The following is a 24,869-nucleotide window of genomic DNA, read 5'->3' on the forward strand; positions in this document are numbered from 1 at the left end:
GCAAAGAGACGAAACGTGACTGAACAGCCCATCCGCGAAGCCCTGGACGCCGCCGGACGAGTACCCAGCGAGCAGGACCTGGACACCCTCAGCCGCCAGCTGAACCGTCCGGTGCGGGATGTGGTGGAAATCGGTGCACGCTGCGTGTGCGGCAACCCGCTGGTCGCCACCACCGCGCCGCGGTTGTCCTCGGGCATCCCGTTCCCGACGACCTACTACCTGACCCACCCGGTGATCACCGCCGCCGTGTCCCGGCTGGAAGCCGCCGGGCTGATGAACGAGATGAACGAGCGCCTGGCCGCTGAGGCGCCGCTCGCCTCCGCCTACGCCGCGGCCCACGACTCCTACCTGGCCAACCGCGATGCCATTGGCGAGCGCTCGGGCACCGGAGCCGTGCCGGAGATCGCCGGTGTTTCGGCCGGCGGCATGCCAACGCGCGTGAAGTGCCTGCACGTCCTGGTGGGCCACGCGCTGGCCGCCGGCGAGGGCGTGAACCCGCTGGGCGACGAGGCGCTGCAGGCCATCGCCGAATGGTGGACCAAGGACAAGTGCTTCTGCGTTGGCGCCTGGGACACCGAGGGCCAGGCCCCGAGCCAGGACCGTTCGCGCCATGTGAAGACCCAGGAAAAGGTCGACCCCGCCATCAAGCGCGCCGAACGCGCCGCGAAGCGCGCGGCCCGCGAGGCCGCGCAGAACTCCGGGGAGCAGAAGTAATGCGCGTCGCCGGAATCGACTGCGGCACCAACTCCATCCGCCTGCTGATCGCCGACGTCGAGGCGGATGGCAGCGAGCTGCGCGACGTGCTGCGCACCATGCGCGTGGTGCGCCTGGGCCAGGGCGTGGACGCCACCGGCGCCTTCGCCCCCGAAGCCCTGGAACGCACCTTCGCGGCGGTCAAGGAATACAAGAAGCTGTGCGACGAGCACCAGGTCCAGGCTATCCGCTTCGCCGCCACCTCCGCCGCCCGCGACGCGTCGAACCGCGAGCTGTTCACCAGCAAGATCACCTCGATCCTCGGTGTCGAGCCGGAAATCATCAGCGGCGAGGAGGAAGCCGAGCTGTCCTTCACCGGTGCCGCCTCGGTCCGCGCCGGCAAGCCCGGGCAGGTGCTGGTCATCGACCTGGGCGGCGGTTCCACCGAGTTCGTCCTGGGCGGCGAGAACGGCCCGGTCGCGGCCAAGAGCCTGGACATGGGCTGCGTGCGCGTCACCGAGCGCTTCCACATCGACGGGCTGCGGTCGCGCCAGAGCCTGGAATTCCTCGACGCCACCCTGCAGCGCCTGGACGGCGCGGTGGACGTGAGCCAGGTGGACGCGGTCATCATGGTCGCCGGCACCTGCACCACCCTCACCGCGCAGGCGCTGGGGCTGAAGCAGTACGATTCCGCGGCCATCCACGGCGCCGAGCTGAGCTTCGCCCAGATGCGCCAGGCCACCGCCTCGATGCTCTCCTACACCCGCGAACAGCGCCAGGCGCTGGGCTTCATGCACCCGGGACGCGTGGACGTCATCCAGGCCGGAGCGGTCATCGTCGAGCGCATCCTGGACTACCTGGAACGCGCCAGCGGACACCGCGAGATGGTCCTGGTCGCCTCGGAGCACGACATCCTCGACGGCATCGCGGCTTCCGCCGCGCAGCGCGCTTAATGACACCCCAGGCAAGACAGGGCAGGAGATGACCTTGAAAGCACCAGCACGTTCCGGCCTCCCGGCCGGCGCACGCACCGCCGTTTCGGCCCTGCTCGCGACCCTGCTGGCCTTCGCGTTCCTGCTGCCCAGCCCCGCGGCGCAGGCCGATGACATGCGCAACGCCGAATACTGGCTGAAGTCGCTGGGCATCACCGAGGCGCAGAAGGAAACCAAGGGCGAGGGCGTGAAAGTCGCCGTCATCGACACCGGCATCGACACCGGCCACCGGGACCTGAAGGGCGCCGTCGTGGGCGGCGCCGACATGTCCGGGGCCGGGGGAGCCAAAGGCGAGAAGCCCATCGGCGTCATGAGCGAGCACGGCACCCTGGTGGCGACCCTGCTGGCCGGGCGCGGCAACAACCAAGGGGAAATCGACCGGGTCACCTCCGAGAACCAGCGGCTGAAGTCGGCCTGGGAACAGGCCAAGAAGACCGCCGAGGAAGAGGACAAGGACGTCCCGGAGGAACCCGAATACGAAAAGGTCCCCGCGCTGTCCGGCGGCAAGGACGGGGTGCTCGGCGTGGCGCCCAAGGCAGAGCTGCTGTCCGTGTCGTTGTGGATGGGGGACGGCAACCCTTCCGGCATCTCCGTGGAGCAGCAGATCCCCAGGGCGGTGAAGTACGCGGTGGACTCCGGCGCGAAGGTCATCAACATGTCCCTGGGCTCCACCAGCCCTGCCTGGCCCGAAAGCTGGGACGAAGCCTTCAAGTACGCCGAGGAACGCGACGTGGTCGTCGTGGCCGCTGCGGGCAACCGCTCCGGCGGCATGAACCAGGTCGGCGCGCCGGCGACCATCCCGGGCGTGCTGACCGTGGCCGGCGTCGACGAGAACGACAAGGCTTCGCAGGATTCATCCACCGAAGGCATCTCCATCGGTGTGGCCGCCCCGGCCGAGAAGCTGGTCGGCGGGCTGCCGGACAACGGCTACGCGCGCTGGTCCGGAACCTCCGGCGCCGCGCCGATCGTCGCGGGCGTGGCGGCGCTGATTCGCTCCAAGTACCCGGACATGCCGGCCGAGCAGGTCATCAACCGCATCCTGAAGACCGCCAAGGACACCGGAGCCGCCTGGGTCGACAACCTCTACGGCTACGGCATCATCGATGCGAACGCCGCCGTGAATGCTGACGTCCCGGTGGCGACCGAGAATCCGCTGGGCACCATCACCGAATGGATCCGGGTGCACCGCCGCAATACCGAAGGCGTCTCGGATGCTCCGGACCCGGGCGTCTCCAACGAGAAGTCGGACCTGAAGCAGGTGGCCGCCCCGGAGCCGATCGCCCCGGACACCTCGACGCCGGTGCTGCAACCGGTGCTGGTGATCGGCGGATCGCTGATCCTGCTGCTGGTACTGGCCATCGGCGGGGTGCAGGTCAGCACCAGGGCAAGGAAGCAGGCGCTGTCCGCACGGGTGGCCTCGGCCAAACTGGGCGACCTGCAGGTCGGGAAGCCCAATGAGGGCCGCGACCTGTTCGACGACATTCCTGAAGACGAGAAGTAGATGATGACCCGGTGCCCGCAAGGACGCCGGGTCATTTGCCTCTTCATTGCTTTTCGTCCGCGGAATGCAGTTTGGAAGGGACGGGCGGGGCGCCCGAGGCCGGTGACGCCGGAAGCGCCCCGAAAGGCGCCGCGAATTCACAGGTGATCCTCTGGTACCGGGGAACGGCGGCGATCCAGAGGACGAGCCCGATCAGCATTGCGGCAACTGCCAGCCCCAGCAGCGCGAGGTCGCTTTCGGTGGCGGGGCAGCCGGCGGAACTGTCATCGATCTCCGGGCAGCTGCGCCAGGGCTGGAGGAACATGATCACGCTGGCGGCAGCTCCCAGCAGCGTCAGCAGGGCCGCCAGCCAAATCAGGAACCTTCGGAATACGCGCATGCTCCAACCATTGCACGTCCGACGCGCCTCGGCTGGGCGGCCCCACAGCGTGCCGTCCGCCAGCTTACGTGGACGGCGCTTGCGGGCAGTGAATCAGCCGCGAAAAACACGGAATCCGAACCCTGATCACCGGCTGCCATGGCGAACGCTCCTTACCGTGTCCGGACGGGCGACGGTTACGTGATTAAACATACCCATTAAGTTAGTGAATATTTTCACTAACTCCGAAAATCCGCGTAGAATCGACAGTATGTCGATCATCGAAAGCTCCCAGAAGCGTCCTCGCATTCTCGTCGTTGGCGGTGGCTATGTTGGCCTGTACGTTGCGATGAATCTGCAGAAAAAGGTTAAGTCCCACGGCGGCATCGTCACCGTGGTCGACCCGAACCCATACATGACCTACCAGCCGTTCCTGCCGGAAGTTGCAGGCGGCCAGATTGAACCACGCCACGTTGTGGTCTCCCACCGTCAGCACCTGAAGCACTCCGAGCTGATCAACGGCCGCGTGCTGAGCATCGACCACGCCAGCAAGAAGGCAGTCATTGCTCCGGTCAACGGCGAAGAGTACGAAATTGAATACACCGATGTCGTGATGTCCGCTGGCGCGGTCACCCGCACCTTCCCGATCACCGGCCTGGCCGAGCAGGGCATCGGCCTGAAGACCATCGAAGAGGCCATCGCGCTGCGCAACAAGGTTGCCGAGCGCATCGAGTCCGCTTCGAACATGACCGATCCGGCAGAGCGCAAGCGCGCCCTGACCTTCGTGGTGGTCGGCGGCGGCTTCGCCGGCATCGAGACCATCGCCGAGCTCGAGGACATGGCCCGCCACCTGGTCAGCCTGAACGACCGCGTGCAGCAGAGCGAAGTCCGCTTCGTGCTGGTTGAGGCCATGGGCCGCATCATGCCGGAAGTCACCGCCGAACAGGCCGAATGGGTTGTCGAGCACCTGCGCAGCCGCGGTGTCGAGGTCCTGCTGAACACCTCGCTGGCCGATGCCACCGACGGCTACCTGCAGCTGATCAACATGGCCGACAAGTCCCCGGCCGACGCCTTCTACTCTGACACCCTGATCTGGTGCGCCGGCGTCATGGCCAACCCGATGGTCCGCTCCACCGATTTCCCGATCGAGCAGCGCGGCCGCATTGAGACCCGCACCGACCTGCGCATCAAGGATGCGAACGGCGATGCGCTGGATGGCGCGTGGGCAGCCGGCGACGTATCGGCAGTCAAGGACGTCACCGGCGGCCTGCCGGACGGCACCTGCGTGCCCAACGCGCAGCACGCCGTGCGCCAGGCCAAGCTGCTGGCGAAGAACCTGTATGCAGCCCGCTACGGCGTTGGCCGCATCAAGGAATACAAGCACAAGAACCTCGGCGCCGTGGCAGGCTTCGGCAAGAACAAGGGTGTTGCCAAGGTCGTGGGCATCAAGCTCAAGGGCTGGCCGGCATGGATGGCCCACCGCGGCTACCACGGCATGGCCATGCCGACCTTCGAGCGCAAGTTCCGCGTGCTCGGCGACTGGATGGTTGCCTGGTTCTTCACCCGCGACGCGCTGCAGCTGAACAACCTCGACGCGCCGCGCACCGCCTTCGAGGAAACTGCCAAGCCGAAGAAGTAGCACTTCACGGCCGATGATCGAATCACGGGTTGGGGATCGCCATGGGCGGTCCCCAACCTGTGTGCTGGGCAATTTCTTTTTTCCCGAATCGATCGCGTAGGATTTTAGAGTCCTGCCCCTATGGTGGAATTGGCATACACGGCTGACTTAAAATCAGCTGCCGCAAGGCTTGTGGGTTCGAGTCCCACTGGGGGCACCACTGCATATGGCCTCTACTTCCCTTTAGTTACGGGGGAGTGGAAGCCATTGCTGTTTCTGGAAACACTGAAAAGGGCACATTTAGGGCACATTCATCCGAGATACTGCCTCATTCAAGGCCACTGCAACGCCGTCCAAATCGTCATCGAACAGCTCTGCATACACGTCAAGCGTCATCGCAGCTGAGCTATGGCCAAGCATCCGCTGAACTGCTTTCACGTTCGCCCCGGCGCTCACTGCGAAGCTCGCAGCGGTGTGCCTTAGGTCGTGAGGCGTCACCCTTGGAACGCCTGAATCTATGACAGCTGAACCGAACCAGGATTTACGTTCGCGCATGTCGATGTGGCGAAGGTACGTTCCATCAGGATTCGGGAACACCAGGTCTTCACGATGCTTGCCCTTGCATAGTTCACCAATGGCAGGCGCCATGAACTCGGGGAACGGCACAGATCTTTGCTCATGGCTTTTTGGTGTTCCCACCTTGATCTTCCCGCCAACATCGACAGCGTTCTGGTTAACACTCAAGCGCCGGCGAATCATGTCTACATCTTGCACCCGCAGCGCGGTCGCTTCACCCCACCGCAGCCCACAGTATGCCAGCACGCGAACCAGCGTAGGGTATTTCGCGTGATCCGCCAGATCCCGTATTTGCTCATGGCTCAGAAAGACATGAGCCTTCTTCTTTTTCCTCGGTAGATCCACTCCACGCGCAGGATTGGTTTGCAAACGGCGGTCTTTTACCGCGTCATCCAGGATCGCAGCTAGCACACCATAGGCGCGGATTACCGTTGTCGCTGATTTCGGCTTCATTGCGGGCGTAGATTTAGCGTCACCGATAGATAGTTTCGTAACCCAGGCTTGCACTTCAGTATGGATAATTTCAGTGATGGGCCACTTGCCCCAGGCTGGCTCAACATGAACCCGCCAAGCTATCTCTAGTGGTCGATAGGCGGAAGGTTTGAGTGTTTGCTTGCGTTCCAGCCAGGATGGCCCCAGAGACGCAATGGTTACGTTTGCTTTGGCGGGATCTATGTAGGTTCCGTTGGCCTTATCAACTTCCACCGTGGCACGGAATACCTCTGCATCTCGCTTGGTCTTGAAGCCCTTTTTCTTGGTTTGGCTTCGGTCAGGTTTCCGATACCTGACCATGTACCTAAGTGCGCCATCATTTAGTAGGTATTTCTCAATCGTTGCCATCGGCTGAATCCTTCAACGCCTTCTTGAGATCTTCTCGAACGAGGCTTGCTTCAACGGATTTTGTAGCTATACCGAGAATAGTTTCCTTGATCCTAGCGACCCAAAGATTCATATGGCCGCCAAGGTAGGGCAGAGATGCTACCTCTGTGGCCTGACCTTCGCCGTTAATGTGCCACAGCGATAGCGATTCATCATCTTTAAGATTCATAGCGTGATAATGAGCCTGGAACATTAGGCGTTGTTCAGCCTCGTATCCATCGTCGCCCAGTGGGAAAAGCATAATAGTGTTCTCGAGTTCGGTGTCTGCTTTTCGCATGACTTTATGAGCGCTATGTAAGGGATCATCATTCCTTGCATGCGCCTCAGCGCCGGGAGGAAAATAGAGCTCTTTCAGCGGCTCCTGATTATCGAGCAGGCGAAGACCGTTGGCCCATTCCCATATCTCACCTTCGGTTTGTCCCTTTGGGGCGGCGGTCACCTGTTCGCTCATATCGTCACTAGGTGAGTTCGCGGGGAACAGTAGGGCGTTAGGGTTTACGTTCAATGCGACAGCTAAGGCCATGAGTTCATCAGCATCGACGCGTCTTGTCCCGGCTTCAATTTTCTGAAGACCACTAGCGGAAATCTTCACTCCAAGCTTTTCTAGTCTGTCTTCAAGTTCGCGAAGGGATACTCGATCGCTTCGGTATCTCTTAATGTTCGCGGCCACAGTTGCCCCGGTTTTGCCTATATCGCGGCCACGTTCACGCTTCTTCTCAGGTTCCATATAAGAAACACTACACACCATATTGACATCACGCCACATTAGAGATTAGTGTTTCCAGTAGAGCGTAACTAATGCTCTATTGGAACTAATAGGGAGGACAGGGAAATGACTACAGTCACCATCCCCGAGGTCGAAGTACTCCATACTCCGGCAGCTTTGGGGGACCGGCTCGGCTTGTCAGTTGGAGCACTCGCTCAAATGCGATATCGGGGCAATGGGCCTCGATTCATAAAACTAGGTGGACGTCAGGTTCGTTATCGAGAGTCAGATATCCAAGCCTGGCTCGATCAGCAGACCAGGGATCGCACCTAAAATCTCTATCTCGCAACGCGGGAGGGAAAGCAGAAATGCCAACAACTGAATCGACAGACAAAAACGGTCTAACAACTGTCTACCGAGGCGAAGGGGCACTGATCCCGCAAAAGGATCTAATCACCCATCTTCGCAAAGAGTGCGGTCACTCACTCAACGCGGCCAAGGCAATCGCTAAGGAATGCCGGACGCACCAGAATACGGCTAACCGATGGTTGCCGACAGGCTGGGTAGATGTGCTCCACCCGCCCAAAGTTTTATTCGTTCGCAGGCTCTCAGTTGAACAGCGAATGATGCACCAGAGAGATGACTAACCAATGTTCCGAAAGAATGACCGCGTGACTCTACGCGACGCATGGGGAGAACCGGGAACCATCGTCAAGGTCACCAAGAACGAGATCCGAGTCCGCTGGGATGACGGGCTCGAAACCCCAGTTCACCCGCAGCAACTCGCCCACATCTTAGAGGCAGAAAAAGACGGTAGCTACTCCGACCAAGAACCAGCTACCGCCAACGAAACCAACACTCAAGAAAAGGATGATTCCATGAACAACATTACCAAGTACACCACTGCCCAGCTAGTCGCCGAAGCCGACCGCCGAGGCGTACCCGTCCCCGCCAACCTCCGCGCCGAAAACCCACCAGCCGGCTTCAAGCTGGAGTACCACTGCGCATGTGGCATGGGCTGCACCCCCGAAGATCTGAATACCGAAGAAAAATGTCACATCATTGGACACAGTTTCGACGGCCCCGGCGTGTACCTCGACAGCTCCAGCGTGCAACTGAACAGCAATTGGACCGCGAAGCACGGCATCACGTTCCACCTGTCCAACTACAAGTCCCAGGACCGTGACGGCAACTGGGTCGAAAGCAGCTGGACCCGCGACGAACTGTCACAGCTCCCAGCCATGGTTACCAAGGTCCTAAGCACCATCGACTACGCCGCCGCGAAGGAGTTCTTCGAGCAGCACCCCGAACACTTCGACCGCGTACCCGGCGTTGGAGCACTCGCAGTGCTAGCGGACCAGAACAATCTCAGCGCCCCCGAAGCCTTCCAGGCATACATGGATCTGACCAAGCAGCGGAGCGTCGAAAATGCGTAAGACCGTCCAGAGCCTCGCACAGGCCGCTTTCTGGGCTACTGGCTTTATCGCACTCGTAACCATCCCGCAGCTGGTCTGCACGGCAGTAGGAGCTCCGATTGCATATTGATCCACGAGCCTTCGTAGACAACATTCATGTGGTCGTAGTCGAAGTAGACAAGCCCGACAGCGTGCACTACCGCCGACGCACTTACTTCAACTTGCCCAGCGCCCAGCGAGCCGTTGACCGGGCCACCGAACGCGGACAGTCCGCAAAGCTGATCCTTTGCAAGCTAGTGCCAGCAGGTGAAGCCGATGCATGACCAGGATGCGCAACGTGCCCAGTTCATCAGCTCGAACGCCAAGGCCCGTGAGATCTTCCTCGAAGGCTACGAACGTGGCTACAAGGCCGCCATGGACGAACTCGACGACCGAATCGGTCTAGCCCTGGTCAGTCAGTCCTACCTCGACGACCCGGCAGGCTATCAACGCCGGTTCGCCAAGTCCGCAGCTAACGCGGTGGACGTATATGCAGCAAGGCAAGCCATGGGCACCCACAATACCGGCCCAGAGCCAAAACCGCTTTACCCGCTCCGACTCGTCGGATAACCAACAAATACAAACCCTGAAGACCCCAGCAAACCCGCTGGGGTCTTCTGCTTACCTATCCATCTAGGAGAGGATGACTCTTGTCCGATGCGCTACGAACCAAGAAACTACTACTGACCCCCGCGAGCCACATCAAGCCACGTCGCCAGAAATGGCTATGGGAACCATTCAAGGGGCAAGGCGTAATCCCATTGGGAACCGCTACCATCGTCGCCGGCAAGGGCGGTGAAGGTAAAACCACCTTCATGCTTGACCTCGCAGCGCAAGCTTCACGTGGACAGCTATCCGGCGATCTCTACGGCAAACTGCTCACCACGATCATCATCGGCCCCGAAGATGACTGGGATACGGTCATGGTTCCTCGGCTCATGGCAGCGGGAACCGATCTGGATCGGGTATTCAAGATCGACGCTCAAACCGAGGAAAACAACCTCACGCGAGAACGTTCGCTGAAGTTCCCGCTGGACGTTGACTTGATCGAACAAGCAATCCAGGAAACCGGGGCAAAAATCATCGTCGTGGACCCGGCGCCATCGGTCATGGGCGGCGACATGAACAAGGCACAGGAGGTCCGCAGTTCCTACGAACCGCTGATCGCACTGGCCCAGAAATACGAGTTCTCGCTGATCCTGATCAATCACTTCAACAAGGGTGGAACATCAGTAAGCGGCGGGCTCTCGGGTTCCCACGCATGGCGTGACCTTACCCGCTCATACCTAGCATTCGCCACGAACGATGAAACCGGGGAGAGGATCTTCAGTCAGGACAAGAACAACTACGGAGAGTCAAAAGGCTCTTACAAGTTTGCTCTCGAATCCGTAGATGTGGATCTTGGCGACGGGGAAACCAGCAACGTCGCCAAGGTGAGATTTCTCGGTGAAACAGACGAAACCGTCGGGGATCTCATGGCACAAGGGCGCGGGGATGACCCGGAGCACGAGGACCGCAACGCAGCGCAAGCTTTCATCCTGGACTTCATCAAGCAAACCGAAACATGGGAAGCGAAAGCCGGTGACGTACTCAAAGCAGGGCGTGGCGCAGGCTTCTCAGACATGGATCTGAAGAATGCTCGCAGGCGAAGTAAGTCACCAAAAATCGTTTCTCGAAAGAGCGATTTCAGCAGCGGTTGGGTTTGGGCGATTGAAGACAAATTAGGCGAAGGTGTCACCCAAGGTGCTGTAGGTGTCACGGTTCCAGAACATGACACCTTAGACACCTTCATGACACCTTCGACCGATCTGGCACCTGTGATCTGCAAATTGCACGGCACAGAAGACATCGAAGAATGCTACACCTGCACGCAGATCCGAGAGGCGGCCTCAGCGTGAAACCTGAAACCAAGAAACGGCCTTTCCTCAACATCCGACGCAGAACGTGGGCACACGAAGACGGTTCACTGACACCGGGCTTAGCTCTCCACCAGGCGGGGAAAGTCTACGCCCATCTCACTGCCGACGAAGCTCGCGCCATGGCCGACAAACTACACGACTATGCCGACAAATTAGATCAGGAGTTCCAACATGAGCACTAACGTGCCTACTGCCCCGGTAATAGATTCATGGCCAAACCGAACCTACCCAGGGCACTACATCATCGAAGTTCGCTGCCCCTACTGCACCAAAACGCACACCCACGGCGTGCAAAGCCTGACAGCCCCCGCAGGGCACCGTGCCGCGCATTGTTCCGCCACTATGCGCAACCCCGGATATTTCGTCGCGTTTACTGAAGAACTGAAACCGGGCAACTAAAAACACTCATTCGAGAGCGGTCACTGGACTCTGCCCCAGTGGCCGCTTTCCACATTCCAAGGAATACCCATGATTGACCCATGCGACCGGGAACAGGTCATAAAGCTACTGCGCCGAGCAGCAGACCACATCGCACAAGGCGTTTCCTCGACACAGATCCACGCGCAACTGCACCACCTTGCAGACCACCTAGAGAACGGTGACTAGACATGGCCGGCTATTACTACTCAGACCGACAGATCCAGACCTACTCAGAACACGCCCAAGCCGCCGTCCTATGGGAACGCGCCGCCCACTGGGAACAGAACGCGAACTACTGGAAACACCGCGCCGAATCGGCAGAACGCCGAATGCTCGAACACCACTGCGAAGGAGACCACTAAATGACCTGCAACCGCCCGCCCTACATCGGCTCAGTCAGAATCCAAGAGTGGATCACCAAAGACAAACAGCGCACCAACGGCATCCAGCTACGCGGCGCATGGGGACTAGCCGCCCACCTGACCGCCGACGAAGCCCGAACCCTGGCAGACACCCTCCACGACCTCGCAGACCAATTAGAGCAGGCCACGGAGGCACCAGAGCACCGGGAACCACCCCGAGTCCTACAGCCGGCCTACACCAGCCGTAGCACCCTCACCGCAGCAGACGGACACCCCGAACCACTGCTACCGGCCACCAGTGCGGACTGAGGAAACGAGCCGTGAACATCACCCCAGACAACATCAGCGACATTGCCGTATCAGTGCAATGCCCAGCATGTGACTACGTCCACGCCTACGGGCGACACGAATTCAATACATGGCCGCCGACCCCCGGCAGCAAAGTACGCATCAGATGCAAAACGCACCGCTCAGCAACCCCGAGCGAACGCAACTGGATCTACGCAATCTCACACATCACTATCCAATTCTGAAAGGCAACAAAACCATGGAAAACAACATGATCAACTTCGCCGGCAACACCAACAACAACCAGAACGAAAGCGACGAACTGCATATGAACTACAACATCGAAGACCGCCTCGACCAGACCCACACCATCACCCCACGACTGCGCGGCATCACCCGAGCAATCCGAAAGCACAACCTCAAAGCACCAAAGATCCTCACCGAAGATCTCATCACCAACCAGCAGCAAGCAGCAGCACGAGTCCGCGATCTTGCACCCGCCGCCAACATCCCGAACCTCGAAGCCGCAGCACAAGCCATCATCGCCGGCGAAGACCCCAGCGAACACATGGCAAATTACGCGGCATGGTACGGAATCCACGCCCTCACCGAACAGATCGTAACCACCGCACGCGCACAGTTCATCGACGCACTGAACGAGCACGCCGACGACCTCACCGAACAGGTACGCCGAACCATCTTCGAACCAGCTCTACGCCGGCTCAAGACCCTCATCGAGAAGCACCCCGGCAAGAACTGGGATCTTGAAGCAGCAGTCCAGAACAAGGACTACGCCCACGCCCAGCTCATCGACAAGAACCAAGACATTGCCGAACAGCTCGATCAGGCCTACATGCTGCGCGCCATGTTCTACAACAGCAACGCCTTCACCACCCCCGCCGCCGTCGTAACCACCGCCGGCTACAAGGGCAGCACCAACACCGCAAGCCTGCAATGGTGGGCAATGACCATCGGCAACGGACACACTGCGCACCTGCCCACCGCCACCGAATGGGAAGACCTGCATAACAGCAAGGAACACGCCGAGGTGCGCAAGGCAGACGCGGAAGCCCTCGCCGCCGACCAGCCCGAAGCGCAGGTTGTGCAGACCCTCATGCACGAAGGCCGCATGATGTCCCGCTAAACCACAGGTAGCCCGCACCTCAACAGGTGTGGGCTACCCACCAAAAGACACGGCGTGAACGTCACCAGCGATCTGCAACACGGCAAGAGCCGGAACGATGGCCAGGAGCGACAACGACGACCGTCGCACAGATCGGCCAGCGCCTAGGCGACACACAAAAGATAGCGGTTGACCAAGAGAGGAATCCTCTACAAGACGCCGCTAGTGTCGCCCTACAGTCCCTCGACCCAATACACGCGGGTCGGGGGACAAACCAATATCACCACACCCCACGCCACAACGACCGGCCAGCAGTCAACGGCACAGGATCCATCGGAGGCTTCCCAGCCTGCACCCAACCCCGCACCCACGGACGCAACCGAGCACGTCGCAATTCCTCATACCTCAACGACACAGTATGCAGCCGGTACCCACAGAACCTACGACCAAACACCCCAGGCTCAAACCAGTACATCGCCACCACAGGCTCAGCACCAGCAAGCACAGCAGCCCTATGCGCAATGAACCTATAGGACACCTCAGCATCCCTAAACGTGTAGCAGCGCGGGAACTCACCAGACACTAACGAACCATGCAACACATCAAGGAACGCGCCCTCCATCGTCCCCTCACCCACAGCATGTATCCGCCCCTGATCCCACACCTCACGGTAACGCTCATCAGGATCATCCAGCGACCGCTTATCACGCTGAGGCAACCAACTAGGCGTGACCCTACTGCGCGTCCGCTCCACCAGATACACAACCACAGCAACCAACGCAGCAACACCAGAGACAACCAAAGACAGCACAGCAACCATCCCCACAGCCTAACCGCACCACACCCCAGCAACACCAACAGACCCACACACAGAGACGAACACCAATGGCCACATCACGCACAGGCACAGCCCAATGGTTCAACGTGCGCAACCACGCCCTACGCCTCGCACAACAGAACGACCAAACACAATGCCCATACTGTGGGATCCCACTCGACTACAAGAACAAGAGAGCACCCAACGGCGCACAAGTGGATCACATCGTGCCACACTCACGCGGAGGCAGCGACAGAATCACAAACCTAATCGTGTGCTGCGCCCGCTGCAACCAATCCAAATCAAACAGATCAGCACCCAAGCAACACACCAAACCCCAGAGCAAACCACTATGGACAAGCCGCAAATGGTAGAGCAAACCCAATGGGGGGAGGGGGTTAGACCGGCCTCGCGTTCGTACAACAGGCATAGCTAGAATATTTCCCCCCGAGCTGCTGACAGCCCCGCGAAGCCTAGGGGAGAGGGGGTAAAACGCCTTTTTCGAAGCCTCGTACCTCCAGCATTGCGTTATATTTTCAGCCGATTTCCACAGATGGTATTTTTCCGCAGATGGTGCCGATCTTCCTGTGAGGAGATTGGGAATGCCCCCTACCAAAATGATCAGCGGCTTTCTCGCTGGGGGCGAAGCTAACGCTAAGGCAACCTTCGAACAAACAAAAACGGCACTCACGAATGAGTGCCGTTGGGCCACGGCTGGCTGAGGACAACCGGGCGGGGTATGCAATAACTATACACACAGATTCCCCTAAAAATGCAACTATGTGATTTGATAATCATGTGAATGAGATCCCGAAACCTGCGCCACCAGCTGAGCGCCTTATGGTGTACGTAGACGGTTTCAATCTTTACCACGGATTGCATAGCACGAGTAAAAGACAGCACCTATGGCTCGATCTAGTCAAGCTTTCGAAATCGCTCCGACCCAATCAGAAACTCGTGGGCGTTAGGTACTTCACTGCTACAGTGCTGAATGATCCAGATGCTCAATCTCGACAAGCACACTATATCGATGCGTTGCAAGCTAAGTACCCCAATCTGATTCAGGTCATCTTGGGTAGGTATCAGGCGAAAACAAAGACATGTTTCAAATGCCAGAACATGTATACCTCGTATGAGGAAAAGGAAACCGACGTCAACATGGCGCTTTCGATAGCAACTGATGGTCTAAAAGGTTTGTACGATTCGGCTTTGATTATTTCTGGCGATAGCGACATGGCCCCCGCGGTCAAGGCCGCTCAGTCGGCCGGCCGGCCTCTGTTTATAGCGGCTGCTTTCCCACCCGGGCGCAACTCGCAGGAACTTCGATCTTTGATGCCAGCGTCGTTTCCCATCAACGCCTATAAAATTCGCAAGGCACAACTGCCTAACAAGTTCGATGCGCAGGGCAAGACATTCCAACGCCCCGCGAAATGGCGATAATAGCTTCTTTTGTACCTTACTGCGATCTGTAGATAGCGCAGAGGGCACAGAAAGGGCACATCCTCCGAAGAGCAGCGGTGATTTAGCGTTATCCAAAGTAGTCAAAAACCTCTAAAATCCGCAGAACTAGCGCAGTGGCCAGAGGAACTAGAGGTTTCGAGTCCCACTGGGGGCACCACATCTGAAAGCTCCGGACTTCCCGCAAGGGCGGCCGGAGCTTGAGTGCATTGCAGCACTGCTGTCCCTGCTGTTCACCGGCGCTACACCGGGATTTTCGCTGACGGAGTAGAAAATTCAGGTCGTCAAGAGGGGAAATCATCCCTTTGACTGAGCAGATTCACAGCATTTATCAATACTGTTAAGAGCAGTAACATTTAGCACTGCCGTGCCTACTGACCACACAACCTACGGGGGAATAATCTTGAGCGGCAACCCAATCTTTGGTTCGAAGAACCAGGCCGACGCATGGGCCACCAAGCCCGGTGCTCCGGTTGGATTCCGTGACACCGCCAATTTGAGCGCCGACCAGCTGGACAGCATGTACCAGCAGCCGGCCGCCACCAGCGCCGACATGGGTCGCATGACCATCGGCGATACCATCAACAAAACCGTGTTCACCCTCGGTCTGGTGGTGATCGGTGCCGCCATCGGCTGGGCCGTCCCGGCCCTGATGCTCCCCGGTGCGCTGGTCGGTTTCGTCCTCGGCCTGGTCAACGCCTTCAAGAAGAAGCCTTCCCCGGCGCTGATCCTCCTTTACGCTGCGGCAGAAGGCCTGTTCCTCGGCGGCCTGTCGCAGTTCCTTGACGGAATGTACCCGGGCGTTGCCATCCAGGCTGTTGTGGCGACCTTCGCAGTGGCCGGCGTAACCCTGGCCCTGTACCGCTCGGGCAAGTACCGCATGACCCCGAAGCTGAACAAGATGTTCATGGTCGCCATGATCGGCATGGTTGTCTTCTCGCTGCTGAACATGGTGCTCATGCTCACCGGCGTGGTCGACGGCATGTTCGGCCTGCGCAGCGCCGGCGGCGGCGCGCTGGGCCTGATCATCGGCGTCCTGGCGATCCTGTTGGCCACTTACTCGCTGGTTTCGGACTTCACCATGATCGAGGAGCTGTCCAAGCAGGGCGCCCCGGCCATCATGGCCTGGCGCGGTGCCTTCGGCCTGACCGTGACCCTGGTCTGGCTCTACACCGAGATTCTGCGCATTCTGGTTATCTTGCGCGGCGACGACTAGCCATATTGAATTAGATTCCAAGGACCAGTGCCCATATCGGGTACTGGTCCTTGTTTTTTGTCACAATCTCGACATGGAATCCGCCGGGGCGCAGTCCGCGCGGTAGCGTAGGGACATGAAGAGTAATCGGTTAGAGCGTCTGCGCCGTCTGCGAGGCAACCTGCCGACCCTGAAACCAGAGGCCCCCGCCGCGGTTCCGGCCGAGCAGCTGGACCTGCATACGGCCGAGGATCTGCCCTACGGGGTGCGCCTGGCCGCGAGCTGGGCGTGGCGCTTGCTGATCATTGTCGCGGCGCTGGGTGTTGTCTTCTGGATGCTGTCCAAGGTCTCGCTGCTGCTGATCTCCGTCATGGTCGCCGCGCTGCTGACCAGCTTGCTTTCGCCGGTCGTCAAGATCCTGCACGCCAAGCTCGCGGTGCCCCACGGCCTGGCCGTGGGCATTACGCTGATCGGATTTCTGGCCCTGGTTGCGGCGGGCCTGTCCGTTGCCGGCCAGCGGCTGAGCGTCGGCTTCGCCGACCTGTGGACACAGGCCCTGACCGGCATCCAGCAGATCCAGGACTGGCTGTTCAACGGCCCCCTGCAACTGACCAACGACGACCTGCAGACGGTGCTGGACGACGCGCTGACCGAGCTGCGCGGCAATGCCAGCAACATTCTCAGCGAAGCCATCAGCTGGGGCTCGGCACTGGGCCAGATCCTCACCGGCGTCCTGCTGACGCTCTTCTGCCTGATCTTCCTGCTGCTGGACGGACGCCGTGTCGGGTTGTTCCTGATCAACCTGCTGCCGCGCCGTGCCCGGCCTGCCATGGACGGGGCGCTGACCAGGGGCTGGTCCTCGCTGGTGCGTTACGTGCGCGTGCAGATGCTGGTGGCACTGATCGATGCGCTGGGCATCGGTTTCGGCGCGTTTTTCCTGGGTGTCCCGCTGGCCCTGCCGCTGGGTGTGCTGGTTTTCATCGGCTCGTTCATCCCGGTGGTCGGCGCGCTGCTGACCGGAGCGCTGGCCGTGCTGCTGGCGCTGGTCTCCAACGGCTGGCTCAACGCCCTGATCATGCTGGCCATCGTGCTGCTGGTGCAGCAGGCCGAATCGCACATCCTGCAGCCGTTGATCATGGGCAAGGCTGTCAGCCTGCACCCGCTGGCAGTGGTGCTGTCGGTGGCCGGAGGCACCATGCTGGCTGGCATCGCCGGCGCGCTGTTCGCCGTGCCGCTGCTGGCGGTGCTGAACACCGTGGTCAAATACCTTTCGCGGCGAGGCTGGGAAGACGACCCGTTCGTCGCCGAAACCTACGGCACGGATCTGGCCGGCGCAAGAGCCCCTGCCGCCGAGCCGGAGGCTCCGGCCATCGCGACTCCTTCATCCAAATCATCACCTGCGCCGACACCCCGGCTTACCGACCATCCCGAGGACTAGAATCATGAGCACTGAAACCAAATTGCCGGTCAGCTTGGCGGATATCGAAGAAGCAGCGAAGGTCCTCAAGCCGGTCATCGCGCTGACCCCCGTGGAGCACTCCCGCGTACTGTCCCAGCACCTGGGCAGCGAGGTCTACCTCAAGTGCGAGAACATGCAGCGCGCCGGCTCCTTCAAGGTCCGCGGAGCCTACGTGCGCATGGCCAAGCTCAGCGAGGAGGAGAAGGCCCGCGGCGTCGTGGCCGCCTCAGCCGGCAACCACGCCCAGGGCGTCGCGCAGGCCGCCAGCCACCTGGGCATCAAGGCCCGCATCTACATGCCGCTGGGCGTGGCGCTGCCCAAGCTCACCGCGACCCGCGACCACGGCGCGGAGGTGGTGCTGTTCGGCGACACGGTGGACCAGGCGCTGGCCGAAGCGCAGCGCTACGCGGATGAAACCGGCGCCGTGTTCGTGCACCCCTTCGACCACCCGGACATCATCGCCGGGCAGGGCACCATCGGGCTGGAGCTGCTGGAGCAGCTGCCGGAGGTGGACACCGTGCTCATGGGCGTGGGCGGCGGCGGGCTGCTGGCCGGAGTGGCCATCGCGCTGAAGGAACGCGCCCGCGAGCTGGGCCGCGAGATCCGCGTGGTAGGTGTGCAGGCGGAGAACGCCGCGGCCTACCCGCCGTCGCTGGCAGCGGACGCCTTGGTCCCGCTGGACACCGTGCACACCATCGCAGACGGCATCGCCGTGGGCAAGCCGGGCCAGCTGCCCTTCGCGATCATCAAGGAATTGGTGGACGACGTGGTCACCGTTTCCGAGGACGCACTGGCCCGCGCCCTGGTGGTGCTGCTGGAGCGCAACAAGCTGGTGGTCGAACCGGCCGGCGCGGTGGGCGTCGCGGCCCTGCTGGAGAACAAGCTGGAAGAGCACGGCATCAACCCTGGCACCACCGCGGTGATCCTCTCGGGCGGCAACATCGACCCGCTGCTGATGCTCAAGGTCATCCAGCGCGGCCTGTCCGCCGCCGGACGCTTCCTGACCATCCGCATGATGCTGCCGGACCGTCCCGGCGCCCTGGCGCAGATCTCCCGCATCATCGCCGAATCGGATGCCAACGTGACCCGGCTGGACCACACCCGCATCGGCGGCTCGCTGTCCATGGGCGACGTGGCGATCACCATCGATTTGGAGACCAAGGGGCACGAACATTCCAGGATGGTGCTGAACAACCTGCGTGCCGAAGGTTTCGACCCGCACATCACCAACACCGCCGGCGGCTCCGTCGCCTAGCCGGAACCCGAAAAACCGCTGGCCGCCCCCGAAAGGGGCGGCCAGCGGTTTTTGGTCTTGCCTGAGCTGTTGCTAGGCGGAGAACGGCTTGGCGGAGAGGATCTCCACCTTGATGTCGCGGCCGTTCGGTGCGGCGTAGGTCAGCTTGTCGCCCACCTTGGCGCCGTGCACTGCCACGCCGATGGGGGACTGCTCGGAGTAGACCTCCAGGTCGGTGTCGCCGGCCACTTCGCGCGAGCCGAACAGGAAGGTGGTCTCGTCGCCGGCGATGTTGGCCACGACCAGCATGCCCGGTTCGACAACGCCGTCATCGGCTGGAGCCTCGCCGACGTGCGCGCGGCGCAGCAGGTCCTTCAAGTACAGGATGCGCGCTTCGGCCTTGCCCTGCTCTTCGCGGGCTGCGTGGTATCCACCGTTTTCCTTCAGATCGCCCTCGGAACGGGCCTGCTCGATACGGGCAACGATCTCGGCACGACCCGGGCCGGAGAGGAAGGTCAGTTCATTATTGAGCCGATCGTAGGCTTCCTGAGTCAGCCAAACGATGGGTTCGTTGCTGTTGGTGCTCACGGTTGTACTTCCTTTGGTCAGTCGGGACCTCGCCGCACCTTCCTCAGGAAAGTGGAAAGCCACCGGTACGGTGGCCTCGACGAAGTCGGATTCGGTACGTTCGGCGGATGCCGCATTCCTACAGATGCAAGCAAAGACCCCGCCAGCAACATGCTCCGGTTCGTTCATTATTCCGGTCATGCGCCGATGCGGGGCGAAACGTATCTTTTCATCGATAGTAGTCGCCAAACCTGAATAAACCCAATAGTTTCAGCTATCAGGAAAGTCAACGGGGAAAATATCAGCCTTTGAAGTCCTGCGGGACGACGGAGCATTCTTCAATTCCCGCGGTCACCGCGAGGTTGTCGGTATGCAAGTCCACGGTGAGCGTCTGGCTCACCACGCCGGTCTGTTCCCCCGGATCCATCACGATCGTCTTGAAGCCGACGATGGCTTTGGTCTTGTTCATGGCGCGCACATCGCACTGCACCCGGTCCTTGGCATTGTATTCCACGGCAATCGTTGCCTGGGCCATGGTGGGCGACTCGATGTCGAAACGAACGTCCTGGTAGGAAAGCGCGTCGTAATTCGCCGAAGCGAAATAGCCGGCGCCGGCGATTCCAACAACCAGGGCCGCACCGATCAGGATGTTGCGGTTCCTCTTCGACAGGTGGCGTTTCTTGGGGTTGTTGTAGCGAGCCGTTAAGCTTGGATCAGACATTGCGCGCCTTGCTCCACTCTCTTGCCTTGGCGGTGGCCCGGTAATCGAGGGCCTGCCGTTCGTTGGGTCCTGGAGGTTAAGTCTACCGTTGACTTGCCCTGGGGAATAACGAGAGGTCGGACAACGGTTGAGGTAGAGGGTGGGTGCCAAAGTCCCGCGCGAATGTACAAAAGTGCCGAAGGAAGTTGACCAGTGGAGAACCACGTGATGAAAAAGATCGCCCCTTCCCAGGGCCTGCGCCTCATGGCGATCCATGCGCATCCTGACGACGAATCATCCAAGGGCGCCGCAACCATGGCGGCCTACATCGATGCCGGCGCCGAAGTCATGGTCGTCAGCTGCACCGGCGGTGAACGCGGAGACATTCTCAACGCGGCGGCCGGGGAACTGGCCCACGCGCACCGCGACCTGCCCGGCGTGCGCCGCACCGAGATGGCCGAAGCCGCCGCGGTTCTCGGCATCAAGCACCGCTGGCTGGGATATGTCGACTCGGGACTTCCCGAGGGCGACCCGCTGCCCGAGCTTCCATTCGGGGCGTTCGCCCTGCAGCCGGTGGAGACCGCCGCCGCCGGTGTCATCAAGCTGATCCGCGAATTCCGTCCGCATGTCATCGTCACCTATGACGAAAACGGCGGCTACCCGCACCCGGACCACATCCAGTGCCACAAGGTTTCCACCTTCGCCTTCGAGCACGCCGGAAACCCGGAAATGTATCCGGAACTGGGCGACCCGTGGCAGGTCGGCAAGCTGTACTACGACCGCGCGTTCTCCCCGGAGCGCTTCCGCACCTTGCATTACGCGATGATCGAGGCAGGCTACGAGTCGCCCTATACCGAACGCGTGGCCCAGTGGGAAGCCGACGAGGACAACCAGATGTTCAAGTGGGTTTCGCCACACACCACGACCACCCAGATCCTGTGCGCCGACTACTTCTCCCTGCGCGATCAGGCCCTGCTGGCCCACCGAACCCAGATCGACCCCGAGGGTTTCTTCTTCGCCGTTCCGGAACACGTCTATGCTGAAAGCTGGCCGTGGGAGGACTACACCTTGATTTCCTCCAAGGTGCCCACCGAACTGCCGGAGTCCGACCTGTTTGCCGGACTAAGATAGTTCCTAATAACTTCCAGCTGTAGAAATGAGTTGTCTGTACACCGTGAATGCGATCTACGCGTCCGTGATCCTGGCATCGACCCGCAATACCTTCGGAACGGAGAAGGCCAGCGACTACGGACCGGGTTTCCTCGGCTTCGTCTTCACCGCCGTGATGGTTGTTGCCGGCATCTTCCTGATGCGTGACATGGTCCGCCGTGTGCGCCGTGTGCGCTACCAATCAGAAGCCGAACTGCGCCAGCATCAGATGATGGAAGACGGCGAAAAGCGCAAGCTTGAGGAGCCTGACGAGCCGATCGACCCGAAGACCAGCGAAGAGAAGTAGTCCGTGCTAGCTTGAAGTCGTGGCTCAGCGACTTTCAGGCTCTTCGAGCCAGTACCTCAGGCAACATGCACACCAGCTAGTGGACTGGTTCCCGTACGGGGACCAGGCCTTTGAACAGGCGCGCCTGCGCGACGTTCCGGTGATGCTCTCCATCGGGTATTCGGCATGCCACTGGTGCCATGTCATGAGCCATGAGTCTTTTGACGATCCCGCCATCGCGCAGCTGCTCAACGAGCATTTCGTCGCCATCAAGGTGGACCGGGAGGAACACCCGCTGGTGGACGACACCTACATGATGGCCACCCAGGCGCTCACCGGCGCCGGCGGCTGGCCCATGACCATCTTCGCCCTGCCCGACGGGCGCGCCTTCCACGCCGGAACCTATTATCCGGCTGCGCCCCGCGGCAAGACCCCCTCTTTCACCCAGGTGCTCAACGCCGTCAGCGAAGCCTGGGAATCCAAGCGCGAAGGCCTGACCGAGCAGGCCGACATGCTCGCCGGACATCTGGCCGAGCTCGGCAGCAGGCAGGGCGCGCTGCTGTCCCTGCATTCGGCGCTGCCGGCGCAGCAGGCCCAAGAAGCCGCCATAGCCCACTGGGTCTCCGCCACCCGCCCCGAGGGCGGCACCACCCCTGCACCGAAATTTCCGCCGACCTGGGCGTTGAAAACCCTGTGGCGCTCGGTGCCCGCCGGCGGGAGCCGCAGCGACGAAGTTTTCAACGCCGCGGCCACCACACTGGAAGCGATGCTGCGCGGCGGCCTGCAGGACCACCTGGGCGGCGGTTTCGCGCGCTACTGCGTGGATGAGCAGTGGTCGGTGCCGCACTTCGAGAAGATGCTCTACGACAACGCCGGGCTGCTCTCACTGTGCGCCCGCAGCGCAGTGCTCGCCGGGGAATACGCACGCAGCGCCACCGGCGCCCAGCAGCAGCGCGCCGAAGCCCTGGCCGCCGCGGCCCGGTCGGCGGCCCTGGACACCGCCGGCTTCCTGCGCCGTGAAATGCGCGTCGCCGCGCACGGTGCCGGGCGCCAGGCCCTGGCCAGCTCGCTCGACGCCGATTCGCCGCGCGGGGGACAAAGCATCGAAGGAGCCTATTACACGTTCTCCCGGGCCGAGCTGAACGCCGCCCTGGACGAGCTCGACGCCCTGCCGCCGAACCTGCTCCGGCTCGCCGAGGTCGCAGAGGACCCCGGGCATTACTGCCTGTCGCTCGCCCGATTCCCCAACGCCGGCGAAGAGCGCCTGTGGGAGCGGCTGAAGCAGGAACTGGGCCTGGTCCGGGCCCAACGCCAGCGGCCGGGACGGGATGACAAGGTCATCGCCGGGTGGAACGGGCTGGCCATCGAGGCCTTGTGCGAGGCCGGCGCGCTGCTGGATGCACCCGAACTGCTGGAAACGGCCGAGGACGCCGCCGAAGCGGTGTGGCAGGCGCACTGGGACCCCGCAACACGCCGCTTGGCCCGGGTCAGCTTCGACGGGAAGGCCGAGCACTCCAACGAGGGGACCTTGCAGGACTACGCGGCGCTGGCCCTAGGGCTGCTGGCATTGGACAGCGCACAGGAGCGGGGGTGGTGGACCGCGCGCGCCGATGCACTGCTGGAACGCGCGGCCGACTTCATCGATCCGGAAACCGGCGTGCCGCGCGACGCGGTGCAGCTGGACGCGCGGCTGAGCGCCCAGCGGGCTGCCGGCGCGGCGACCGTGCTCGACGACGCGATTCCGGCCGCCGGTGCGTTGTACGCCATGGCCCTGGCCCGCCGGGCGGTCTCGGCCATGGCCGACGGCACCTGGAACGAAGCCCAAGCCGCGGGCCTTGAGCGGGCGCGCGGGCTGACGGCTCATGCGCTGGCGCTGGCGACCGAGGTCCCCACCCAGGTCGCCACCGCGTTGGAAGTCCAGGCAGTGCTCAACTCGCCGGTGCAGTATGTGACGGTGGGCGGGGGCCAGCCGGAGCAGCTGGCACGGCTGCGCCGGCTGTGCCGGCTGTGCCGATCGCTGGGTCTTGAAGTACGCGCGGCGAAGGACCCGGCGGACCCGGCGGGGATGCTGCGCATCCAGGGATGCCGTGAGGAGTTGTGCCAGGCTCCGGTGGACTCCTTGGAGCGCTTTGTACAAACCCTGTACAAGCACTGAAACACCGGTTCTGCCATGCCAGATGAAGGGATCGGGCCGGCGGACACGGTAGATTTGGAATCTAGGGTTTTTAATTTTCAAGGAAAGGCAGGGCGCGGTGCAGCTTCCCAACCTCGCGTACCGTTTCTACGAACGGCGCCTGGCGAAGTCGCTTCCTGCCGACAAGCTGCCGCACCACATCGGCGTCATGGTGGACGGCAACCGCCGCTGGGCCAAGTTGGCCGGAACGCCGACGGTTGCAGGCCACCAAGCCGGCGCGGACAAGATCCTGGAGTTCCTGGACTGGTGCGAAGAGCTGAACATCAAGGTCGTCACCCTCTACATGCTCTCCACCGACAACCTCAACCGCGAGCCGGGTGAACTGCGTGATCTGCTCGAGGTCATCGGAACCACGCTGGATCGGCTGGGGGAGACCAACCGGGTCAAGGTCCAGCAGGTCGGCGCCCGGGACCTGCTGCCGGCAGAGCTGGCCCAGAAGCTGGCGGCGCTGGAAGCCTCGACGGCTCACCGCACCGGCGTGCACGTGAACGTGGCCATCGGTTACGGAGGACGCCGCGAAATCCTGGACGCCATCAAGTCGCTGCTGCGCGATGCCGCCAAGGACGGGCGCACCCTCGAACAGGTCACCGACGAGTTGAGCACCGACGGCATCGAGTCCTACCTGTACACCAAGGGCCAGCCGGACCCGGATTTGGTCATCCGAACCAGCGGGGAACAGCGCCTGAGCGGCTTTTTGACTTGGCAGAGCGCCTACTCCGAGTTCTACTTCTGCGAGGCCCTGTGGCCCGACTTCCGCCGGGTCGACTTCCTGCGCGCCCTGCGCGACTTCGCGGATCGCCAGCGCCGCTTCGGCACCTAGGAATTCCGCTGGAGGCCAACGTTCGTGAAAACGTTGCCTACTCTTAACCCTTCCCCGTATTCATTGGCCTGTCTTTGGGGCTATCGTGAGCACTAAGGCAG

Annotated in this window: 25 protein-coding genes and 1 tRNA gene; 21 read left to right on the forward strand and 5 right to left on the reverse strand. The window is 61.5% G+C overall.

The window, feature by feature from the left end; all coding sequences use genetic code 11:
- The first annotated feature begins 15 nt into the window (after positions 1-15).
- The 3 genes from IEY43_RS04595 (at position 16) to IEY43_RS04605 (ending at position 3,186) form a co-directional block, all read left to right on the forward strand.
- Complete coding sequence (locus IEY43_RS04595; protein ID WP_229777281.1) at positions 16-714, forward strand: DUF501 domain-containing protein; 699 nt, start codon at positions 16-18, stop codon at positions 712-714.
- Positions 714-1,646: a Ppx/GppA phosphatase family protein gene (locus IEY43_RS04600; RefSeq protein ID WP_188947441.1), complete on the forward strand. Its 933-nt coding sequence runs from the start codon at positions 714-716 to the stop codon at positions 1,644-1,646. The genes IEY43_RS04595 and IEY43_RS04600 overlap by 1 nt, the downstream gene beginning before the upstream one ends.
- Positions 1,647-1,800: 154 nt before the next feature.
- Positions 1,801-3,186, forward strand: a complete 1,386-nt coding sequence (locus tag IEY43_RS04605) for a S8 family serine peptidase (RefSeq protein ID WP_229777296.1) — start codon at positions 1,801-1,803, stop codon at positions 3,184-3,186.
- Positions 3,187-3,229: 43 nt separating this feature from the next.
- Here the strand turns inward: IEY43_RS04605 and IEY43_RS04610 are convergent, their stop codons facing one another.
- Positions 3,230-3,565 (reverse strand): hypothetical protein, encoded by a 336-nt coding sequence (locus IEY43_RS04610; protein ID WP_188947443.1) that lies wholly within the window; start codon positions 3,563-3,565, stop codon positions 3,230-3,232.
- A gap of 250 nt (positions 3,566-3,815) precedes the next feature.
- Between IEY43_RS04610 and IEY43_RS04615 the strand changes: the two genes are divergently transcribed.
- Together IEY43_RS04615 and IEY43_RS04620 are read left to right on the forward strand one after the other, a co-directional pair.
- A complete protein-coding gene (locus tag IEY43_RS04615) occupies positions 3,816-5,183 on the forward strand; it encodes an NAD(P)/FAD-dependent oxidoreductase (RefSeq protein ID WP_188947444.1) in 1,368 nt (455 codons plus the stop codon).
- Between the two features lie 114 nt (positions 5,184-5,297).
- A tRNA-Leu gene (locus tag IEY43_RS04620) sits at positions 5,298-5,382 on the forward strand.
- Between the two features lie 80 nt (positions 5,383-5,462).
- Here IEY43_RS04620 and IEY43_RS04625 read toward each other — a convergent pair.
- Both IEY43_RS04625 and IEY43_RS04630 read right to left on the reverse strand, forming a co-directional pair.
- Positions 5,463-6,578 (reverse strand): tyrosine-type recombinase/integrase, encoded by a 1,116-nt coding sequence (locus tag IEY43_RS04625; protein WP_188947445.1) that lies wholly within the window; start codon positions 6,576-6,578, stop codon positions 5,463-5,465.
- Positions 6,565-7,344, reverse strand: coding sequence for a helix-turn-helix domain-containing protein (locus IEY43_RS04630; RefSeq protein ID WP_188947446.1), 780 nt, complete (start codon positions 7,342-7,344; stop codon positions 6,565-6,567). Before IEY43_RS04630 ends, IEY43_RS04625 begins: the two co-directional genes overlap by 14 nt.
- Positions 7,345-7,449: 105 nt before the next feature.
- Here IEY43_RS04630 and IEY43_RS18320 point away from each other — a divergent pair, with 105 nt between their 5' ends.
- The 12 genes from IEY43_RS18320 to ilvA all read left to right on the forward strand — a co-directional run bounded on the left by IEY43_RS18320 (position 7,450) and on the right by ilvA (position 19,073).
- A complete protein-coding gene (locus IEY43_RS18320) occupies positions 7,450-7,656 on the forward strand; it encodes a helix-turn-helix transcriptional regulator (RefSeq protein WP_188947447.1) in 207 nt (68 codons plus the stop codon).
- A gap of 338 nt (positions 7,657-7,994) precedes the next feature.
- Entirely contained in the window at positions 7,995-8,759 is a 765-nt protein-coding gene (locus IEY43_RS04640) for a hypothetical protein (protein WP_188947448.1), read from the forward strand.
- Positions 8,760-9,053: 294 nt separating this feature from the next.
- Positions 9,054-9,347 (forward strand): hypothetical protein, encoded by a 294-nt coding sequence (locus IEY43_RS04645; RefSeq protein WP_188947449.1) that lies wholly within the window; start codon positions 9,054-9,056, stop codon positions 9,345-9,347.
- Positions 9,348-9,427: 80 nt separating this feature from the next.
- Positions 9,428-10,675, forward strand: a complete 1,248-nt coding sequence (locus IEY43_RS04650; protein ID WP_188947450.1) for an AAA family ATPase — start codon at positions 9,428-9,430, stop codon at positions 10,673-10,675.
- Positions 10,672-10,878, forward strand: coding sequence for a hypothetical protein (locus IEY43_RS04655; protein ID WP_188947451.1), 207 nt, complete (start codon positions 10,672-10,674; stop codon positions 10,876-10,878). The genes IEY43_RS04650 and IEY43_RS04655 overlap by 4 nt, the downstream gene beginning before the upstream one ends.
- A 426-nt stretch (positions 10,879-11,304) precedes the next feature.
- The gene (locus tag IEY43_RS04660; protein WP_188947452.1) at positions 11,305-11,478 is read left to right on the forward strand and encodes a hypothetical protein; all 174 of its coding nucleotides are present in this window, start codon (positions 11,305-11,307) and stop codon (positions 11,476-11,478) included.
- A 547-nt stretch (positions 11,479-12,025) separates the two neighbouring features.
- On the forward strand, positions 12,026-12,910 hold the full coding sequence (locus tag IEY43_RS04665; protein ID WP_188947453.1) for a hypothetical protein: 885 nt from the start codon (positions 12,026-12,028) through the stop codon (positions 12,908-12,910).
- Between the two features lie 864 nt (positions 12,911-13,774).
- Positions 13,775-14,080 (forward strand): HNH endonuclease, encoded by a 306-nt coding sequence (locus IEY43_RS18485; protein ID WP_188947454.1) that lies wholly within the window; start codon positions 13,775-13,777, stop codon positions 14,078-14,080.
- 466 nt (positions 14,081-14,546) lie between these two features.
- The gene (locus tag IEY43_RS04675) at positions 14,547-15,146 is read left to right on the forward strand and encodes an NYN domain-containing protein (RefSeq protein WP_188947733.1); all 600 of its coding nucleotides are present in this window, start codon (positions 14,547-14,549) and stop codon (positions 15,144-15,146) included.
- 415 nt (positions 15,147-15,561) lie between these two features.
- Positions 15,562-16,380, forward strand: a complete 819-nt coding sequence (locus IEY43_RS04680) for a Bax inhibitor-1/YccA family protein (RefSeq protein WP_374189851.1) — start codon at positions 15,562-15,564, stop codon at positions 16,378-16,380.
- A gap of 115 nt (positions 16,381-16,495) precedes the next feature.
- Positions 16,496-17,797: an AI-2E family transporter gene (locus tag IEY43_RS04685; RefSeq protein ID WP_188947456.1), complete on the forward strand. Its 1,302-nt coding sequence runs from the start codon at positions 16,496-16,498 to the stop codon at positions 17,795-17,797.
- 4 nt (positions 17,798-17,801) lie between these two features.
- Positions 17,802-19,073 (forward strand): threonine ammonia-lyase, encoded by a 1,272-nt coding sequence (gene ilvA, locus IEY43_RS04690; protein ID WP_188947457.1) that lies wholly within the window; start codon positions 17,802-17,804, stop codon positions 19,071-19,073.
- A gap of 72 nt (positions 19,074-19,145) precedes the next feature.
- Here the strand turns inward: ilvA and greA are convergent, their stop codons facing one another.
- Complete coding sequence (gene greA, locus IEY43_RS04695; RefSeq protein WP_188947458.1) at positions 19,146-19,640, reverse strand: transcription elongation factor GreA; 495 nt, start codon at positions 19,638-19,640, stop codon at positions 19,146-19,148.
- 280 nt (positions 19,641-19,920) lie between these two features.
- The gene (locus IEY43_RS04700; RefSeq protein ID WP_188947459.1) at positions 19,921-20,340 is read right to left on the reverse strand and encodes a DUF4307 domain-containing protein; all 420 of its coding nucleotides are present in this window, start codon (positions 20,338-20,340) and stop codon (positions 19,921-19,923) included.
- A gap of 204 nt (positions 20,341-20,544) precedes the next feature.
- On the opposite strand from IEY43_RS04700, the gene mca reads away from it, so the two are divergent.
- The 4 genes from mca to IEY43_RS04720 all read left to right on the forward strand — a co-directional run bounded on the left by mca (position 20,545) and on the right by IEY43_RS04720 (position 24,768).
- On the forward strand, positions 20,545-21,450 hold the full coding sequence (mca, locus tag IEY43_RS04705; protein WP_374189852.1) for a mycothiol conjugate amidase Mca: 906 nt from the start codon (positions 20,545-20,547) through the stop codon (positions 21,448-21,450).
- A gap of 25 nt (positions 21,451-21,475) precedes the next feature.
- Positions 21,476-21,775, forward strand: a complete 300-nt coding sequence (locus IEY43_RS04710) for a hypothetical protein (protein ID WP_188947460.1) — start codon at positions 21,476-21,478, stop codon at positions 21,773-21,775.
- A 19-nt stretch (positions 21,776-21,794) separates the two neighbouring features.
- Positions 21,795-23,909, forward strand: a complete 2,115-nt coding sequence (locus IEY43_RS04715) for a thioredoxin domain-containing protein (protein ID WP_188947461.1) — start codon at positions 21,795-21,797, stop codon at positions 23,907-23,909.
- A gap of 97 nt (positions 23,910-24,006) precedes the next feature.
- On the forward strand, positions 24,007-24,768 hold the full coding sequence (locus IEY43_RS04720) for an isoprenyl transferase (RefSeq protein ID WP_188947462.1): 762 nt from the start codon (positions 24,007-24,009) through the stop codon (positions 24,766-24,768).
- The last annotated feature ends 101 nt before the right edge of the window (positions 24,769-24,869 follow it).

The organism is Glutamicibacter protophormiae (assembly GCF_014647495.1).
Classification (GTDB): Bacteria; Actinomycetota; Actinomycetes; order Actinomycetales; family Micrococcaceae; genus Glutamicibacter; species Glutamicibacter protophormiae.